This window comes from Streptomyces sp. NPDC032161 (assembly GCF_040636995.1).
In the GTDB taxonomy this organism is placed as follows: Bacteria; Actinomycetota; Actinomycetes; order Streptomycetales; family Streptomycetaceae; genus Streptomyces.
On sequence record NZ_JBEZVN010000048.1, the window covers coordinates 1 to 17492 of the forward strand.

The following is a 17492-nucleotide window of genomic DNA, read 5'->3' on the forward strand; positions in this document are numbered from 1 at the left end:
CAGCGAACACAGGGAAGGCGGCGTACAGCTCACGCCCCATCCCGGCCCGCTGGCTGCCCTGCCCCGAGAACAGAAACGCCAACCGCCCCTGTGCCACAGCCCCACGGCTCCGTACGACCCGAGACGCAGGCTCTCCCGAGGCCAGCGCGGTAAGCTCGTTCAGCAAGGTCTCCCGGTCCCCGCCGAGGACGACCGCCCGGTTCTCGTGAGAGTCGCGTGAGGTCACCAGCGACAGCGCTACCGTGTCCGCGTCCAGCTCGGACCGGTCCGCCACGAACGTCCGCAGCCGCTCGGCCTGCGCGCGCAGGGCGTCCTCTCCGCGGCCGGAGACCAGCCACGGTACTACCGCACCGACCGGCTCTTGCGCACCCCTGCCACCGGACGCGGACCCAGGCTCGGTCGCCGGCATCCCCTGAAGGACCATGTGGCAGTTGGTGCCGCCCATCCCGAACGAGCTGACGCCCGCGAGTGCGGGCCCGGACTCCGGCCAGTCCGCCAGCGACTGCTGGACGCGCAGGTTGAGTTCGTCCAGCGGGATGCGCGGGTTCGGCGTCTCGTAGTGGAGGCTGGCCGGGATCTTGTGCATATGGAGGGACAGGGCGGTCTTGAGGAGGCCGACCATTCCGGCGGCACCCTCCAGGTGCCCCACGTTCGTCTTGGCCGAGCCGACCGTCAGCGGCAGTCGGCGGCCGGTGGCCGTGCCCAGGACGTCGCCCAGGGCGGATGCCTCGATGGGGTCGCCCAGGGCGGTGCCTGTGCCGTGCAGTTCGACGTACTGGACGTCCGCGGGGTCGATGCCAGCCCGCTCGTACGCCAGCCGCAGTACCTCGCTCTGCGCGGCCGCACTCGGCACGGTGAGGCCGTCGGTCGCGCCGTCGTTGTTGAGCGCGCCGCCGCGGATCACGCAGTAGACGCAGTCGCGGTCGGCGAGCGCCTTTGCGAGGGGCTTGAGGAGTACGGCCCCGCCGCCCTCGCCACGGACATAGCCGTTGGCCCGGGCGTCGAAGGTGTAGCAGCGGCCGTCCGGTGACAGCCCGCCGAACCGATCGGCGGCGAGGGCGCTTTCGGGCACGATGTTGAGGTTGACGCCTCCTGCGACGGCGAGTTCGCAGCTGCCCGAGCGCAGGCTCTCGCAGGCCTGGTGGACGGCGACCAGACCGGAGGACTGCGCGGTGTCCACGGTGAGACTGGGGCCGCGCAGCCCGAGGGTGTATGACACCCGGTTGGCGATGATGGCGCACTGTGTCCCGGTCAGCGAGTGCTGGGTGACGGCCGACAGCCCCTGACGGTTCAGCAGCACCGAGTAGTCGTTGGCGATCGCGCCGACGAAGACACCCGTGCGGCTGCCCCGCACCTGCCACAGAGGGATGCCGGCGTCTTCGAAGGCCTCCCAGGACAGTTCCAGCATGAGCCGCTGCTGGGGGTCCATCATCGAGGCTTCACGCGGGGATATGCCGAAGAATCCGGGGTCGAACTCGTCCACCCGGTCGAGAAATGCTCCGTGCCGTGCGGCGGGGGGAAGTTCCTCGGAATTCCAGCGGTCTTCGGGAACTTCGCTGATTGCATGCCGTGCGTCTCTCAGCAGTTTCCAGAACGCGCTTTTGTCGGCGGCCTCAGGGAGCCGGCAGGACAGCCCCACGATGGCGATTGCGTCGTCCGGCATCCCGACCTCGGTGAAGCCGTCGCGGAATTGAGGCATGCGACCGTTATCCCCCATTAAGTGAAATACATGAGACAGCACCCTGCGGCACATGCAAAGGCAGTTGCCGACTTTAATCAAATGATGGTCGGCCCCTACACCCCTATCGATCCCCTAGTGGTCGCTGAAAGGCGCGGGGAGCAGGGGTGGAAGCGCCGAGAGGTACGGGTCTCTGCGCGGGAAACCCGTACCCCTCGGTGTCACTTCAGGCGGATGGAGCTTCCACGGAGAGTGAGTGCCGGAACACGTTCCGCGGGTCCCAGCGCGCCTTGACCGCCTGCAGCCGCGGATAGGCGCCCTTGTAGTACAGCTCGGACCACGGCACCCCGGAAGTGTTCCACTCCGCGTCCGCGAGGTCGGCGTCCGGGTAGTTGACGTACGCGCCATCGGCCGACCCGCCGGGCACCGGTACGCCGCCGGTGTCCGCGTACACGTCCCGGTACAGCTCGCGGAGCCACCGCTCATGGACCGGGTCCTGCGCGGGGTCCTCCCAGGTCGTCACGTACACGATCTTGAGGACGGAGTCCCGCTGCGCCACCGCGGTCCGGTCCGCAGGAGCGGCGTTGACCTTGCCGCCGTAGGCGATCAGCGCGACAACCCCCGCCGGATTGTCGTAGTCCGTGCCGGTCAGGTGTGCGTACAGGGTGCCGATCTGCCGGTCGTCGAAGCTCCGGCGCGCGTACGCCGCCTTGATCTTGGCCCTGCCGGTCATGTCGCCGTCCCCGGCAATCCCGGGCCAGCGGGTCGAGTGCAGCCACGGCAGCCGCCGGGTGTCGCCGTACGGCTGCACGCCCACGCCCTCGGACACGGCAGCCAGGTACGTCTGCAGCCTCTTCTCTGCGTCCGGGCCGGTCGCGTCGAGCTGCGTGGTCATCGCGAGGGCGTCGGACTGGCTGCGGGTCAGGGCCAGCACGCTGTAGAGGTCGCACCAGGGGGAGTCGGGGCCGCTGTTCTGCTCGAACCACCTGCCGTGATTGCGGACCAACCGCGCGAAGTCCGCCTCGTCAAGCCCCTCCCACGGCCACGCCGTGGTGTTCAGGAGCACCTCGGACGGCGGCTGCGGCAACAGTCGGCCGGGCTCCGGCGGTACGTCCGCGTCGGCGGTGCGCAGCCAGTACCTGACGACCACGCCGAAGTTGCCGCCGCCGCCCCCGGTGTGGGCCCACCACAGATCACGGTGGGGATCGTCGGGCTCGCGCGTCGCGATCACGGTCCGCGCGTCGCCCGACTCGTCGACCACGACGACCTCGACCGCGTGCAGATAGTCGACGATCGAGCCGTGCATCCGCGACAGCGGGCCGTAGCCCCCGCCGAGGATGTGCCCGCCCGCACCCACATCGGGGCACGCCCCGCCGGGCAGCGTCACGCCCCACACCCGGAACAGCGTCTTGTAGGCCGCGCCCAGCGTGGCACCGGCCTCGACGACGAACGCGCCGCGCTCTTCGTCGAATCCGACCGCCGACAGCCGTGACATGTCGATCATCACACGCACATCGGGATGCGCCACGAAGTCCTCATAGCAGTGCCCTCCACTGCGCACCGCGACTCGCTTCCCCGCCCGTACGGCCCGGGAAAGGACCCGCTCTATTTCAGCGGCCGAACCCACCAGATGTATCTCGTCCGGCTCGCCGACGAAGCGCAGGTTCTCACCCCGTCGTAAGTCCTCGTACCTGATGTCGCCGGGGGTCACGGGATTGATGTGCTTCACCGTGCTTCTCCTGCCTTCCGAAACGGACGTCAAACCGTCCTGTTGCGGTCGGATACTAATCCACCGGTCCTGCAGGGTAATTGGTGAGATCCGGGGAGAAGGGAAGTGGCGCGATGTGCGCGACGGCGGTGATGGCCGGGCCCAGACCCGGTGCCGGTGGTGGCGCGGGTGGCGTCGGCCCGGATGAAGCGGTCGAAGGCGGTCGGGAGGAAGCTGGCCGGGAAGCCTGGACCGTGGTCGCGGACCTCGATGCGGATCTGTCCGTTGTCGTGGAGGCCGGCCACGGCTATGGGGCCGTGGCCGTGCTGCTGGGCGCTGTGGATCAGGTTCGTGACGGCTCTCTCCAGCCGGTCCTCGGGGATTGCGGCGGCACGGCCGGCGGGGCAGTCGACGTGGGTGTTCTGCTGGGCTCGAGCCGGTGCAGGACGTTCACCGTCTTCCGAAGGCGCCGCATGGGCGAACCGGACCGCCCGACCTGCTGTTCCCAGAGGTGTGGGGCGGTGTGGTGCGGACCGACTCCGATCACCCCGAGCCGGGCTTCGTCGTCACGCTTGCCCTGACAGGGCCTGTTCGTGCGCCGGAGCAGCAGGCGGTCCAGCTCTGGAGCCTGTTCCGCCACCAGAGCGCGGTCATGGGCGGTGGCCTCCAAAGCCAGGGTGATCAGGTGTCCAGGTGAGTTGGCGCCGAAGTCGGGGATGTCCCTGGTCTCGACGTGCCGGCCAGCGCCTCGACGGCGCTTGTCCAGTTCCGTCCGGTAGACCGGGAAGTCACCCTCGCCCGAGTCGGGGGTGGCCCGAGGACCAGGCGGCTCGGACGCGGTGGTTGCGTTGAGCCCGTGATCGGCCACCAACAAGACGGCAAGAGCGACTGCCTCCATGCGGTTTGGGAAGAGGCGTTCCCAGGTGGCTGCGGTGTTGCCGGCGCCCGTCGCTCGGAGGCAGCGCGAAACGATCCTGGTGCGGCTTCCGTCGGATCCGACTGGATCCCCGAGGGTTCCGGCAGTGTCGGCGGTGTCGATGGAATCCAAACGCCGCGTCGATGGAGTCGGTGAGATCCAAGGCGACGCCGGCGAAGGAGCGTGCAAGCTTGGGGGAATGGCTACTGGATCGCCCGGATCTGCGATGTTCACCCATCGAGCGAGACTGGCCGGACGGGCGCCGAGAGGTGCCGATGAACTGGTGGGGTGGGGATTGAGGCGGTCAAAGACAGCGCGGGGCATCGCGAGCGGAGCGCCCAGGGTGAGTAGCAGCTCCACGTTCAGCTCGGGGTGGGCGTGGAGCGCTTCGTAGGTGACGACTGTGCCCAAGGAGTGGACGATTACGACCTGGGGACGGTGCTTGGGTGATGGGTTGAAGTCGAACATCAACTGGCTTGTGTCCTGGGCGTTTTCGTCACCCGGGGCAGTGTGGGTTCCAGCACAGTGGCCGGATTCTCCGGGCCCTTCGGGTTGTGGGCGGTCAGGGCGGCTCCGACCCTGCCCGGCCACAACTGGGGCAGGGCTAGTAGAGTGCCGAGGGGTACGTTGCATCGCGTCAACAACCGTCCGTGGTCATGGACGTGGCTGCTTTGCACCGGCTGATCGGCCGTTACCGCGAACTGCTGGGCATTCGGATGATCGATCCGTCACCGGCTACGACGAGGCAGACCGACTGCTCGGACTGCCTCGCGGGCCGTTCACCCGCTGCGGCGGCGGGCCCTGTGCCGGCTGCGGGGGCTGCTCTCCTGGCCCGTCAGGTGAGTGAGTCCGCTGCGTCCTTATCACCACCAACGCGATCTGTCACCGAATATGAGGAGAAGCACTTCCCCAATGAACACCGTTTCGGAGATGAAGACGGTTCTCAGCATCAAGGGCTCAGTGGAGGTCGGGCAGGCAGGCAAGGTCCTCGACGACAACATGACGGACGTCTTCGGGTTGGGCTCCCCGGGCTTCGTCGAGCTGCGCAGTCGGGGCGAGGCCATGTTCGGCATCGCCGTCCGTGGCGGCGAATCCACCATGAGCAGGACGATCGTCTGCACCGGCGCACGACAGGAGCCGTCGCATGCGGTCACCGGCTGAGTCGAGCGCATTCGTGATCGGCAGCGCCATCGTGCTGCCACCCGCGGTGGAGTCCGTCGCCGAGGCTGTGCGTTCGGGGAGGATCACCGAGGAGGAGCGTGAGCGGCTGGGGGTGACGAGCGTGCACGTCGGCGCGGAGCCGGCGCCGGTGCTTGCTGCGGCCGCGGCTCGTGCCGCTGCCGACGAGGCGGGGATCGAGCCCGAACAGGTTGGTCACCTGCTGCACGGACACACCTATTACCAGGGGCACGACTTCTGGTCACCCGCGCATTTCATCGCGCACGAAGCCGGCTTCGATCAGTGCGTTCCGATGTCCGTTGGGCAGATGTGCAACAGTGGCGCCGCGGCGCTGGGTATCGGCGTCGAGCGTGTTCGGCGCACGGCCTCCGGCGAGCCGGTCTTGAGTGTGGTGACCACGGCGGACACGTTCGGCGGCAACGGCTTCGACCGGTGGGGCAGCGACTACGACACCGTGTACGGCGACGGCGCCACCTGCGTGATCCTGTCCCCGGAGGCCGGTGTCACGAGTGCGCCCGCCCTGCGTGTCATCGCGCTGGACTCGCGTGCTCGGCCGCAGTTCGAGGCCATGTTCCGCGAGGGCGACACATTCGGCACCGTCCCTCACGAGTTGCGGGCGACCATCGACGTGAAGTCCACCAAACGCGCCTTCTTCGAACGTTCCGCCGGGACCTCCGAATTCCGCGACGCCGCGGTCAAGACGGTCGGTGAACTCGTCGACGGGGTGCTCGACATGGCCGGTGTGGATGTCGCCGACGTGGCGGCGACGATGCTCCCCCGGCTCAGCCCCAAGGTGCTCGAACTCATGTATGCCGAGGCGATCGATCCTCGGCTGGCGTCGACGCTGCACAGTGAGCGCGACGTGACCGGGCATCTGGGTGCGGGCGACTTCCTCGCGAACCTGGATCACCTGCGGCGCACCGACCTCGTCGCCGACGGGCAGTACGCGCTCCTCATAGGTGCCGGCGGCGGGTTCACTTGGTCGGTCGCGCTCGTGCAGAAGGTGTGCCCCGCGATCCCGCGCACCTGATCGCTCCCCCGCGTGTTCCGCAACGCACCCACACCCTGAAGTGCCCGACGACGTCTGGATTGGCAAGCGGGAACGGGGCTTTGGCCCGGAACCGGGCGTGGGCCAGGATGCCCCACCACGTCTCGCGCGGGTGGTGGGCGATCCGATCGAGAGCGGCGGTCCGGGCCGGGAGCCGCGGGGATTGGGGGGATTGCCGGTCGACACGACGGCCCCTCCCCACACGAGCGCGGTGACGTCGGGGAGGGCGGGGCGGGGCGGGATGGGGTGTACGGGCCAGGATGCGGTGCAGTTGACCCGGTCCGGGGCCGCGGCGGCGTGGCGGTTGTTGGCGCCGCTGCCGCGGTTGTCCAGGACGACGGAGATGTTGTTGGCCGTGATGGAGAAGGTGCTGGCGGATACCCACTGGCCCAGGTGGGAGCACTGGTTGATCTCGAAGGATCCGATCTGGTTGCTCGACTTCTGGGTGAAGTCGCGGTTGAGGTTCCGCCGAGATGCGGAGTGTAATGACGGGTAGTCAGATGATTTTCATGAGAGGAACATGACCACGGCTGCCCCCAGGAAATACTCCAAGACCGCGGAGTTAGGGTTTGACGATCAATAACTGGCTGTCTGAGGTTCCCCCGAGATGCGGCGGGTGATGAAAGAGGGTCAGGTGGGTCTCATGAGAGGAGCCCATACGATGCCCGCACCGAGGAAATACCCGCTGGAGTTGCGTGAGCGTGCGGTGCGGATGTACCGCGCTTCCGAGCCAAAGCCGGTGATCCGCCGTCTGGCCGAGGAACTCGGTGTGCACCACGAGGCCCTGCGGGGCTGGATCCGTGTGATTTACTGATCGCTTCAGAATGAGTTGAGCTGTGCGCCTTGTGCTCGACGATCTTGGTTGGCAGTGTGTCCGGGGTGCGTGCTGATCTTGTTTCTGACGACCTGTGGGAGCGGGTTGCTCTGCTGCTGCCGCCTGCTCCTGAACGACGTCACCGCTATCCCGGGCGGCTGCGAGTTCCGGACCGAGTGGCACTCGCCGGCGTCATGTACGTGCTGCGGACCGGTGTGGCCTGGCGCGACGTACCCGCACAGACCGTGGGCTGCTCCGGGGTGACGGCCTGGCGCCGGTTGCGGGACTGGACCGAGGCAGGCGTCTGGCCACGCCTGCACGCCGCCCTGCTGGCCGAACTGCGCCGCGCCGGCCTGCTGGACCTGGACGACTGCGCCGTGGATGGGTCGCACGTCCGGGCCCTCAAAGGGGGGATCACGTTGGCCCCTCGCCCGTCGACCGCGCCCGCCCCGGCTCGAAACACCATGTGATCGTCGACCGCCACGGAACCCCGCTCGCCGTCACGCTCACCGGCGGCAACCGGCACGACGTCACCCAGCTCCTGCCGTTGCTGGACGCGGTCCCACCGATCCGGGGCCTGCGGGGACGCCCCCGCCGCAAGCCCCGGCGCCTGTACGCCGACCGGGGCTACGACTTCGACAAGTACCGCCGCCTGCTATGGAAACGCGGTATCAAGCCGTTGATCGCCCGACGCGGCGTCGCCCACGGCTCAGGACTGGGCAAGGTCCGCTGGGTCGTCGAGCGCGCCTTCGCCTGGCTGCACCAGTTCAAACGGCTCCGCACCCGCTACGAGCGACGCGCAGATCTCCACCAGGGCCTGCTGGAACTGGCCTGCAGCCTCATATGCCTGCGCCGCCTGCGAACCTCATCCTGAAGCGATCAGTTGGCTACGCTGAACCACCCCGGCCGCACCTCGTTCAGAAGCGGTTGCAGCGACCGCACTGCGGACCGCAGGTCCTCATCCGTAACGTCAAGAGGCTCCGGCAGGCTCAGCCCATACCCACGCAGCCGCCAGAGATCGAAGACTTCGCTCCCGTCGGCTGCAAAGTCCACATCGACCTCAGTGCCGTTGCCGCATACGAAACGGCACCCTGCCCCATGAACCTTGTAGGAGTAGGTGCCGATGTGACCGCTCCGGTTGATCCGGCGCGAACGGGCCAGGCCGACGACGTCCGCCAGCCGCTCAACCGAGGGGATCGCCACCCTCATGGCCTCGTCAACCGCGTTCAGAGCGTGGACGTAACCGAGCACGAGGTCTCGTGCAACCCCAACCCCGTCCATACGGCACTATCCCCCTGAGCCCTTGGCTGAAGGGATTGTTCCATGGGGCCGCCAGCGCCTCCGCAAGACGGCATTCTGAAACCATCAGTTATACGTCGGGTTCGACGGGTCGGCCGAAGGGTGTGCAGGTGGCGCACCGGGGTCTGGTCAATCATGTGGTGTGGGCGGCACGTGAGTTGGCGGGCCGGGGTTCGGGTGGTGCTCCGGTGACCGCATCGCGCATGGAGCAGACCCTGGCCATGACAGCGATGGCAGTGACGCTCCGCCGGGATCCGGAGGCGCCCCCAGGGGCCGTCCCGTAATCCCCGGCGGGCGTGCGGCGTCGGCTACGGCACCTCGCTGGCGTTGTCGGAAGCGCCCGAATACATCCAGTATTCGGGCGTCCCTCCGCCTGGCGACGCACCGCATCTGACGCCCCACGCTGATCCACCAGGGACTACGGGACAGCCCGTACCGTGGGGGGCGAAGCGCCGCAAGGGTGGCGGCGGAGGAGGGGACGTACGAGGATGCGCAGGGTTCCGCCGGAGATGTTCCGGTTCACCACCGGGGAGAAGGCCGATCTGAACGGGGCCGTGCTCGAAGCCTTCGGCGTGGCCGGCGAGTACCTGGAGACCACGCTCGGACTCGACGGCGTACGCGAGCGGCTGCGTGCTGTGGGCTGGATCGCGGACCTCGAGGACGAGGAACTGCACGACGCGCTGAAACGGCTGGTGGGGTGGGGGCTCCTCGACGTGGTCCACAACCACGCCGAGAACTATCGTACGGCCGAGGAGTACGAACGGCGCAACCTGCACTACTCGTTGACCCGCCGGGGCGAGGCCGCGCTTGCCGGGCTGCGGCATGCCCTGGAGGTGCTGGCCTCGACGGGGGCGCTGCAGACCGCGGTCCTGGAAGCGATCACCGATCGGCTCGACGAACTGACCGTGCTGTCCGGTGAACCCGCCGCCGCCGACCGCCGGATCTTCAGCACCCTGCGCGAGCTGGAGGGCCATTTGGAGGCCCTGGTGGAGAACACCAAGGCATTCAATGGTCAACTGCAGCGCCTTCTTCGCGCCGAGGGCGTAGACCTGGACGTGTTCCGTGAGGTGAAGGCCGCCACCGTCGCATACCTCCAGGAGTTCCTGGTCAACCTCGACCGGCGCGGCGAGACGGTTGCCGCCGCCGTGGCCCGCGTGGAGGAGCGGGGCATCGCGGTGCTGCGCGAGCGGGCCCTGCGCGGTGCCGAGCTGCCGCCGGTGCCGGGGGAGGACCCCGCGGCCGGCTGGCTGGAGAGCCGGCGGGCGCGCTGGGCGGGCCTGCGGGTGTGGTTCCTGCCGGACGACGGGGCGCGCCCCCGGATCGAGCAACTGCACGACATCGCCCGGCGCGCCATCGTCTCCCTCCTGCAGGTCCTGGAGCGGATCAACGAGTCCCGGCGCCGCTCCTCCAGCGCCGTGCAGGACTTCCGGGAGCTGGCGCGCTGGTTCGCGGCGGCTCCCGAGGAGATCGACCTGCACCGGCTGTGGTCGGCGGCCTTCGGTCTTGGCCCGGCGCGCCACGCCCACCTCGCCCACCCCGACCCGGAGCTGATCCCCTCATCCCGTTCCTGGTCCGAGGCGCCGCCGGTGGCGGTGTCGGCGCTGCTGCGGACCAGCGGACGGACGGAGCGCTTCACCCGCACCGGCAAGGTGAGGGACGTCGCGGCCGTGAGGGCCGAGCGCGCCGAACGGGCCCGTGCGGAGCGGGCGGAACTCACGCGCGCCTGGCAGGCACTGGAGACGGACGGCCCCGTGCGGCTCTCCTCCTTCGGCGCCCTGGATCCTGCGGCCTTCGACCGCCTGCTGGACCTGCTGGGCCGGGCCCTGGCCGCTCCGCCGGACACGGGCGGTCTGCGGCGGGCCATGACCGGGGACGGCCGGGTGGAGGTCGCACTGTCGCCGCCTCCCGACGCGCGTACCGCCGTATTGCACACCGTGAAGGGGACGCTGGCAGGCCCGGACTACGTCGTCCACATCATGGCCGCGGGCGCGGCGACCGCCTTCCCGGCAGCGCGCGCCGTCATGGGAGAGGAGGCGGCTGGATGAGCACGCTCGCCAACCAACTGGCCTCCGCGGAACGGGAGGAGGTCGCTCGCGCCATCCGCCTCCTCCTGGGCCGCCCGCTGCTCACCGAGGCCGCCGACCCGACCGGTTTTGAACTGGTACGACGCCGTCGTGACCCGCTGGCCCGGTGGTTCGACTACACCTGCGGCTGGAGCCTGGTCGTGGAGCCCCGCCGCGGGTACGCCCGCCTCACCAAGATCCGCGTGAATCCCGACGGCTCCCGCCCGGCACGCAGGGCGCGGTCCGGCCGGGCCCCATTCGACCGCCGGCGCTACGTCCTGCTCTGCGTCACTGCGGCCGAGCTGCTGTCGATGCCGATGACGACCATCGGCATGCTCGCCGACCGCGTCGTCCATGCGACGGCGGCCGACCGGGCACTGCCGGCGTTCGACCCGGTCCACCGGCCGGAGCGAATGGCGTTCGTCGATGTCCTGAAGCTGCTGGAGTCGTACGACGTCCTGCGCGCCGTGGACGGGACGACCGAGGCGTACGTCGACTCCGCGGAGGCGAAGGTCCTGTACCGGGTGGACAACACGCTGCTGATGCGGCTGTCGGCCGCGCCCGTCGGCGCCTCCCGGCTCGCCGTGCCCCCGGACGAGGTGCCCGCACGGTTCGAGGACCTCCTCACCGGCCTGGTGCAGGAGCGCCGCTACGGCGGCGCGGCCACCGACGGGACGGCCGACGAATTGCCCAGCGAGACCGCCACCACGGATGCCCAACGCAACCTGAGGCTGCGTCACTCGGTACTCCGTCGCCTCTTCGACGACCCCGTGCTGTACCGCGACGACCTCGCCGAGGACGAGCTCGCATACATCACCTCCCTGACCGGCCGCCAGATCCTGCGCCGCTCGGTCGAACAGGCCGGCTTCCTCCTGGAGGAACGGGCCGAGGGCTTCCTCCTCGTCGACCCGGACGGCATCGCCACCGACGTCCGCTTCCCCGACGACACGTCCACCGCCCGTGTCGCCGCGCTGCTCCTCCTCGAACCGCTCTGCGCAGCTCCTGCGGGGATGCTGCCCGAGCAACTGGCCGAGGCCGGAGCCGATCAGCTGCGCCGCTTCCCGGGCTGGGCCAAGGCGTACCAGTCCGAGGACGGCCCGGCACGGCTGGCCGACGACGCCGTACGCGTCCTGCTCGATGTCGGCCTGGCCGACAGAGCCCGGGACCGTGTCATCGCAACGCCGGCCGCGTACCGCTACCGCTTGATGGTGACAACGAGTCCGGGCCCGAAGAACGACCCGGAAGGTACTACCGCTTCCAGCGGCGTTGCCGCGGAAGGAGACGTGCAGTGAGCGTGACGGAGTTCCCCCTCCAGCGACGGCCCGAGGAGACCGCCGAGCTGCCGCCCGCTCAAGGGGTGGATGCCGTCCGCAGCCGCTGGCAGCCGCACCGCGCAGGTATCCTCAACGTCTGGCGCTACTACGACGAGACCTTCGTCTTCCACCAGGGGCGCCTGCTGTTGCGCGGCCAGAACGGCTCCGGCAAGTCCAAGGCGCTGGAGCTGTTGCTTCCCTTCCTCTTCGACGCCAGCCTCCGCCCCAATCGCCTTTCCACGTTCGGCGGTTCGGAACGCACCATGCACTGGAACATGCTGGGTGCGGGAGCCTCTGGCAAGACGCGTGTGGGGTACGTGTGGATGGAATTCCGTCGCGTCGGCGACGACGGCGCCGAACAGTGGTTCAGCTGCGGTGCGCGCCTGCACGCGAGCGTGCACACCAGCACGGCACACGCCGAGTACTTCACCACCGGCTCCCGGATCGCCCACGCCGACGGCGTCCCCCTCGTCAATGAGGCGGGACAGCCCCTGACCAAGGCCGCTCTCGCCGACGCTCTTCGCGACCGAGGTGAGGTGCACCCGTCAGCCACCGACTACCGCACCGCTGTCCGGCGCGCACTTTTCGCCGGCATGGCGGAGCAGCGGTACGAGTCGCTGCTCTCCGCGCTGCTCCAGTTGCGCCAGCCCAAGCTGTCCGAACGGCTCGACCCGTCCCTGCTGTCCACCCTGCTGTCCCGCGCCCTGCCCCCGCTCGGCGAGGGAGAGATCACCGAGCTCGCCGAGGGCTTCGAGCGTCTGGACCGGCAGCGCGACCACCTCGACCGGCTCGACGCCGAAGTGACGGCGGCCGAGACCGTCGCCTCCCGGCAGCGCGCCTACGCTCGCCGGGTCCTGCGCGCCGGCGCGGCCGGACTGATCTCCGCGACGACCGACATGGACGACCTCACCCGTGCCGCACGCCAGAGCGCCGAGCAGCTCGACAAGGCGCTCGCGGAGCGCGAATCGGCCCAGAGTCTGCGCGACGAGCAGGAGCTGCGGGCACACGCCCTGGACGAGACTGTCGAGGCGCTGCGCGAGAGCGACGCGTACCAGAAGGGGGAGGAACTCGACCGGCTCCGCCGCGACACCACAGACGTGGTCGCGGCCGCCAGGGAGCGGCGTGCCACCGCTCGGTCCGCCGAGACCGGGGCGGAGAAGGACCGAAAGGCCGCCGCCGAGAGCGCGGGGCACGCCCGTATCTTCGACGAGCACGCGCGTGAAGCCGCGGACGAAGCACACCGGTCGGCCCGGGCCGCGGGCATGGAGTCCATCCACCACGAGGTGAGGGCGATTCTCGACGCGGAACCGGCGGCGTCCCTCAGCGACGGCTCGGGGTACGGGACAGGCGGCCGACGGCCCGAGGATTTCGGTGCCGCCGCTCGTACGGTGGGTGAGGACGCGGCCCGAGCCCGCCGACTGCTCCGGGGTGCGGTCACCGCCCGACGCGAGCAGGTCACCCACATCACCGAGGCGATCGAGGAGCACGACCGTGCGGTACGCGACCGGGGCGCCGCCGAGGGGCTGTTGGACGAGGCACGCACCAGGCTCGCGGAGGCGATCGCCCACAGGGACGAGACCGCCGGAGCCTGGGACGACGCCGTCGCCGGGCAGGCGGAACGGCTGCTGGCCTGGGTCGCGGGCTGCGCGGAACTGCGCATCGTCGACCCCGGCGAACTGGCGGCCAGGGCGGCGGTCGAAGCGGACGTGCACGCGTGGGTCGATGCCGCCGCACGACCGCTGGACCAGGAGATCACCACGGCGCGAGCCGGTGTCCGAGCCGCGCGCCGGGGACTGGGGGAGAAGCGGGACGAGCTCGACGAGGAGGTGCGTCGGCTGAGTGGCGAGAGCGACCTTCCGCCGCCTGCTCCGCCCACCCGCACCACCGTCCGCACAACGGCGGCGGGAGCGCCGTTGTGGCGGCTGGTGGCCTTCCGCGAAGGCGTTCCGGTCGACGTTCAGGCGGCGGTGGAAGCCGCACTGGAGGCATCGGGCCTCCTGGACGCGTGGGTCAGCCCCTCGGACGGGATCACGTTGCCGGGGCACGACACCCGTGCCGAGGCCGCCCTGGCCGCGACCGCCCCGGGGCCCAGCCTGCTCGACGTGCTGCGGCCCGAGGAGTACATCCCCGTACCGGCCGACACCGTGGCCCGAGTCCTCGCCGGTGTCGCGTACGGCACCACCCTGCCCGGCGGCCACCCCGCGGCCGTCTCTGCCGAAGGAGCCTGGCGCCTCGCGCCGGCCACCGGGACCTGGAACAAGCCGGAACCCGCTTTCATCGGTGCTCTCGCCCGGCAGCGGACCCGGCAACGCAGGATCGCCGAACTGACCGGGCGCATCGAGGAGACGGACGCCGCCCTCGCCGCCCTCGACGACCAGCTGCACGAGCTCGACGCCCGAGCCGCCCGGCTGGAGGCCGACCGGGCCGCCCGGCCCGACCACCGGAAGCTCGACGCCCGTCGACGGGACTGGGACCGGGCCGAGGAGATGACGGCAGCCCGGGACGAGGTCGTACGCGATGCGACCACGCACCTCGCCCGGCGCGAGGCCGGGGTGGCGGACGCGCTGCGCGCGCTGAGCCGCCGGGCCGCAGAACACGGACTACCCACCGACCGCGACCGGTTGCGGACCCTCTCCGGCGACGTCGAGAGGTTCCGCGACCTCGCCGACAGCTGGGTCGATGCCCGTCTTACCGCGGCCACCGCAGCCGAGCGGGCTCGGCAGACGGCCGCGCAGGCGGACCGGTCCCGCCGCGTCGCGGACGAGAGGGCCGGGGACGCGGCCGCCGCCGAGGCGAAGGCCGCCGGGATGACGGCGCGCCTGGAGGCGGTGGAGGCGACCGTCGGCGAGGACTACCGGCAGATCGTCGCGCGCGTCGCGGAGGCGCGCGACGAACGGGACCGCTGCCGGGACGAGGCCCGGCGGGCGAACCGACTCCTCGTGGACGTGCAAGGTCGCATCGGAGAACTGAAGGCCATGAGCAGCCAGGACGTCGAGCGACGGGAGAAGGCCGTCGTGGTCCGGGACGGCGCGGCGCACCGGTTGCGGCACCTGTGCCTCGTCGGCCTGGCCGAGGACGCCGAATTCGCACCGGAACTCGACGCCGGGGACGGCACCAAGGCCACCCTGGAGGCCGCCCGCGCCACCGCGGCCCAGTGGCCCGGCCTCCCGCACGCGCCACGGAACCTCGGCGACGCCGCGACCCGTCTCTCCGAAGCCGTCCACGAGGCCCGTGGACACCTCGGCGCCCGTGCCGACCTGGCTCTGGAGCCCGACGACGACGTCCAGCTCTTCACCGCCACCCTGGACGGCGTACGCGTCGGGGCGGCCGGTCTGCTCACCACGCTCACCCAGGAACGCGACCGCAGCCGTGGCGACATCAGCACCGCGGAGCGGCGTCTCTTCGACCAGATCCTCACCGGTGACATCCGCCGTCACCTCGCCGCCCGAATCCGCCGGGCCGGCGAACTCGTCGCGCACATGAACGGGCATCTGGAGCGGGTCCGTACCGCCTCCAACGTCGCGGTCCAACTCGTCTGGGACGTCCGCCCGGACCTCCCGGACAGCACCCGCACCGCCCGTCGGCTGCTCCTGAAGGACCCCGGCCGGGTCACCGAGTCGGACCGGGAGGCCCTGCATGCCTTCTTCCGCGCCCGCATCGAGGAGGCCAAGGGCAGCGACACGGCCGCGAGCTGGGAGGAACACCTCGGCGAGGTGCTCGACTACACCGCCTGGCACAGCTTCACCGTCCGTCTCGACCGGGCGGACGGAAACGGCTGGCAGCCGTTGACCAAGAGGCTGCACGGCGCTCTCTCCGGCGGGGAGAAGGCCATCGCCCTGCACCTGCCGCTGTTCGCCGCCGTCGCCGCCCACTACGAGGACGTGCCCCTGGCGCCCCGCCCGATCCTGCTCGACGAGGTCTTCGTCGGCGTCGACACCGTCAACCGCGGTCAGGTCTTCGCCCTGCTCACCGCACTCGACCTGGACCTCGTGATCACCTCCGACCACGAGTGGGGCACCTACCGCGAGCTGCCGGGCATTGCCGTCCACCAGCTCCTCACCGACGGCGACGACGACGCCGTCACCAGCGTGCGCTTCGTCTGGAACGGCACCGGCATGGAGGCGGGATGACGACCGCGGACACGACGACCGCCACGGAACCGGACCCGGGCGAAGCCACCCTGCGCCGCCCCGAACTCCTCCCCCTCTGGCGGACGGTCCACGGCCGGCTCTCCTCCGGCCGCCCCGTGACACGCGTACGCCTCGGACCGATGGACGAGCCCCAGCGGGAGGCCCTCGCCGATCTCCTCGGCCTGGACCACCTGCCGGACCCCCGACCCTCCGTCGCCCTGGCCCGCTTGGAGGAGGCCGTCACCGAACTCTCCGGCCGCACCGTACGAGAAGTAGTCGTCGCACTTGTCGGCCCGCTCGGCGACAGAGCCGGTGAGCGGCGCCGCCAGGACGACGAACGCGCTGGGCTGTGGGCCTGGCTGGCCGCTCACGACACGGTACGGGCGCAGCCGGTACTCGCCGACTGGGCTGCGTCCTGTCGAGCCGCAGGCTTGGTCGGCGGCTCGGCGGAACGTACCCGTACGCTGCTCACCGACGCGCTCAAGGTACTCGCCGAACTCCCCGGCCAGGGCGAACCCCTGCCCGTCTTCGCCGCCCGGGTCCTGAACGGCCACGCGCACGCGCTCGATGACGGCACATCCCTCTCCACACTCGTCCTGCGCGCCCTGGCGACGCTGTACGGCACTGCTGCGCCGCAGTCCGCAGCGGAACGGCGGGCCCTGTGGAGCCGTGCGGGTGTGGCCGACGACGAGTTGTCCGCCACCGTCCTCGTCGGCGGACTACGCCCGTCCGGCGACGGTCTGCTCGCCCGGGTGGCCGCAGTGTGCGCAGAGGCCGGTCAGGCCGCGAGCCTGACCCTCGCCCATGTCAGGACCCCGGGCGAGTTCACCCTGCCCACGGCTCCCGCACCTGTCGTGCACGTCGTGGAGAATCCCAGCATCCTGGCACTGGCCCTACGCCGCTTCGGTCACCGCTGTCCGCCGCTCGTCTGCACGTCCGGCTGGCCCAACAGCGCGGCCATCCGGCTCCTGCGCATACTCGCGGACCGAGGCGCCGCCCTCCGTTATCACGGCGACTTCGATGGCGAGGGCATCCGCATCGCCGCATACGTCCTGGACAAGACACCGGCGCACCCCTGGCGCATGACGGTCGCGGACTACCGTGCCGCGGTCGTCCGCACCCCACACGGCCCTCGGCCCGGGCGCATCACCGAAGCGCCGTGGGACCCCGAGTTGGCCGAGGCCATGGCGGAGCACGGCACCGCCGTGGTCGAGGAGCTGGTGGCCGATGTGTTGTTGGAAGACCTCGCCGGCACGGCTCAGCAGGAGTGTCCTTCCAGCCGGTTGTGACGCTCGTTCGACGCTCCGCGCGGCACTGCGACGGGAAGGGTCTGCCGCCCTCCCC

At 70.4% G+C, this 17492-nt stretch carries 14 protein-coding genes; 10 read left to right on the forward strand and 4 right to left on the reverse strand.

The annotated features are described in order from the left end of the window. The 3 genes from AB0E67_RS33430 to AB0E67_RS33440 all read right to left on the reverse strand — a co-directional run. Positions 1–1699, reverse strand: a 1699-nt coding sequence (locus AB0E67_RS33430; RefSeq protein WP_362034039.1) for a beta-ketoacyl synthase N-terminal-like domain-containing protein, incomplete at its 3' end; no start/stop codon positions are given. A gap of 205 nt (positions 1700–1904) precedes the next feature. Then, positions 1905–3407, reverse strand: a complete 1503-nt coding sequence (locus AB0E67_RS33435) for an FAD-binding protein (RefSeq protein WP_362034042.1) — start codon at positions 3405–3407, stop codon at positions 1905–1907. A gap of 29 nt (positions 3408–3436) precedes the next feature. After that, positions 3437–3895 carry a HAMP domain-containing sensor histidine kinase gene (locus AB0E67_RS33440; protein ID WP_362034111.1) on the reverse strand — a complete coding sequence of 153 codons (459 nt, stop codon included), beginning with the start codon at positions 3893–3895 and terminating at the stop codon, positions 3437–3439. Between AB0E67_RS33440 and AB0E67_RS33445 the strand changes: the two genes are divergently transcribed. The 5 genes from AB0E67_RS33445 to AB0E67_RS33465 all read left to right on the forward strand — a co-directional run bounded on the left by AB0E67_RS33445 (position 3826) and on the right by AB0E67_RS33465 (position 8217). Further along, complete coding sequence (locus AB0E67_RS33445) at positions 3826–4083, forward strand: hypothetical protein (protein ID WP_362034045.1); 258 nt, start codon at positions 3826–3828, stop codon at positions 4081–4083. The two genes, AB0E67_RS33440 and AB0E67_RS33445, sit on opposite strands and share 70 nt — an antisense overlap. 1149 nt (positions 4084–5232) lie before the next feature. After that, a complete protein-coding gene (locus tag AB0E67_RS33450) occupies positions 5233–5463 on the forward strand; it encodes a hypothetical protein (protein ID WP_362034048.1) in 231 nt (76 codons plus the stop codon). Between the two features lie 13 nt (positions 5464–5476). Beyond that, the gene (locus tag AB0E67_RS33455; protein ID WP_362034051.1) at positions 5477–6511 is read left to right on the forward strand and encodes a 3-oxoacyl-[acyl-carrier-protein] synthase III C-terminal domain-containing protein; all 1035 of its coding nucleotides are present in this window, start codon (positions 5477–5479) and stop codon (positions 6509–6511) included. A gap of 661 nt (positions 6512–7172) precedes the next feature. Then, entirely contained in the window at positions 7173–7343 is a 171-nt protein-coding gene (locus AB0E67_RS33460) for a transposase (RefSeq protein WP_362034054.1), read from the forward strand. A gap of 65 nt (positions 7344–7408) precedes the next feature. Further along, a protein-coding gene (locus tag AB0E67_RS33465; RefSeq protein ID WP_362034057.1) for an IS5 family transposase occupies positions 7409–8217 on the forward strand; the annotation gives its coding sequence in 2 pieces (ribosomal slippage) (positions 7409–7748 and positions 7748–8217; 810 coding nt in all). Positions 8218–8222: 5 nt separating this feature from the next. Here the strand turns inward: AB0E67_RS33465 and AB0E67_RS33470 are convergent. Continuing rightward, on the reverse strand, positions 8223–8624 hold the full coding sequence (locus AB0E67_RS33470) for a hypothetical protein (protein ID WP_362034059.1): 402 nt from the start codon (positions 8622–8624) through the stop codon (positions 8223–8225). Here AB0E67_RS33470 and AB0E67_RS33475 point away from each other — a divergent pair. The 5 genes from AB0E67_RS33475 to AB0E67_RS33495 all read left to right on the forward strand — a co-directional run bounded on the left by AB0E67_RS33475 (position 8603) and on the right by AB0E67_RS33495 (position 17437). Next, positions 8603–8926 carry an AMP-binding protein gene (locus AB0E67_RS33475; protein WP_362034062.1) on the forward strand — a complete coding sequence of 108 codons (324 nt, stop codon included), beginning with the start codon at positions 8603–8605 and terminating at the stop codon, positions 8924–8926. The genes AB0E67_RS33470 and AB0E67_RS33475 overlap by 22 nt on opposite strands. 204 nt (positions 8927–9130) lie before the next feature. Beyond that, the gene (locus tag AB0E67_RS33480; protein ID WP_362034064.1) at positions 9131–10687 is read left to right on the forward strand and encodes a TIGR02677 family protein; all 1557 of its coding nucleotides are present in this window, start codon (positions 9131–9133) and stop codon (positions 10685–10687) included. Then, a complete protein-coding gene (locus tag AB0E67_RS33485; RefSeq protein ID WP_362034067.1) occupies positions 10684–11997 on the forward strand; it encodes a TIGR02678 family protein in 1314 nt (437 codons plus the stop codon). Before AB0E67_RS33480 ends, AB0E67_RS33485 begins: the two co-directional genes overlap by 4 nt. Next, positions 11994–16148, forward strand: a complete 4155-nt coding sequence (locus tag AB0E67_RS33490) for a TIGR02680 family protein (RefSeq protein ID WP_362034069.1) — start codon at positions 11994–11996, stop codon at positions 16146–16148. The genes AB0E67_RS33485 and AB0E67_RS33490 overlap by 4 nt, the downstream gene beginning before the upstream one ends. After that, entirely contained in the window at positions 16145–17437 is a 1293-nt protein-coding gene (locus tag AB0E67_RS33495) for a TIGR02679 family protein (protein ID WP_362034072.1), read from the forward strand. Before AB0E67_RS33490 ends, AB0E67_RS33495 begins: the two co-directional genes overlap by 4 nt. Positions 17438–17492: the final 55 nt, after the last annotated feature.

What these genes read in the sequence shown, in the direction of transcription:
- AB0E67_RS33450 (WP_362034048.1), top strand. Translation starts at nt 5,233, where the DNA reads ATGAAGACGGTTCTCAGCATCAAGGGCTCAGTGGAGGTCGGGCAGGCA.
- AB0E67_RS33460 (WP_362034054.1), top strand. Translation starts at nt 7,173, where the DNA reads ATGAGAGGAGCCCATACGATGCCCGCACCGAGGAAATACCCGCTGGAG.
- AB0E67_RS33470 (WP_362034059.1), bottom strand. Translation starts at nt 8,624, where the DNA reads ATGGACGGGGTTGGGGTTGCACGAGACCTCGTGCTCGGTTACGTCCAC.
- AB0E67_RS33480 (WP_362034064.1), top strand. Translation starts at nt 9,131, where the DNA reads ATGCGCAGGGTTCCGCCGGAGATGTTCCGGTTCACCACCGGGGAGAAG.
- AB0E67_RS33485 (WP_362034067.1), top strand. Translation starts at nt 10,684, where the DNA reads ATGAGCACGCTCGCCAACCAACTGGCCTCCGCGGAACGGGAGGAGGTC.
- AB0E67_RS33495 (WP_362034072.1), top strand. Translation starts at nt 16,145, where the DNA reads ATGACGACCGCGGACACGACGACCGCCACGGAACCGGACCCGGGCGAA.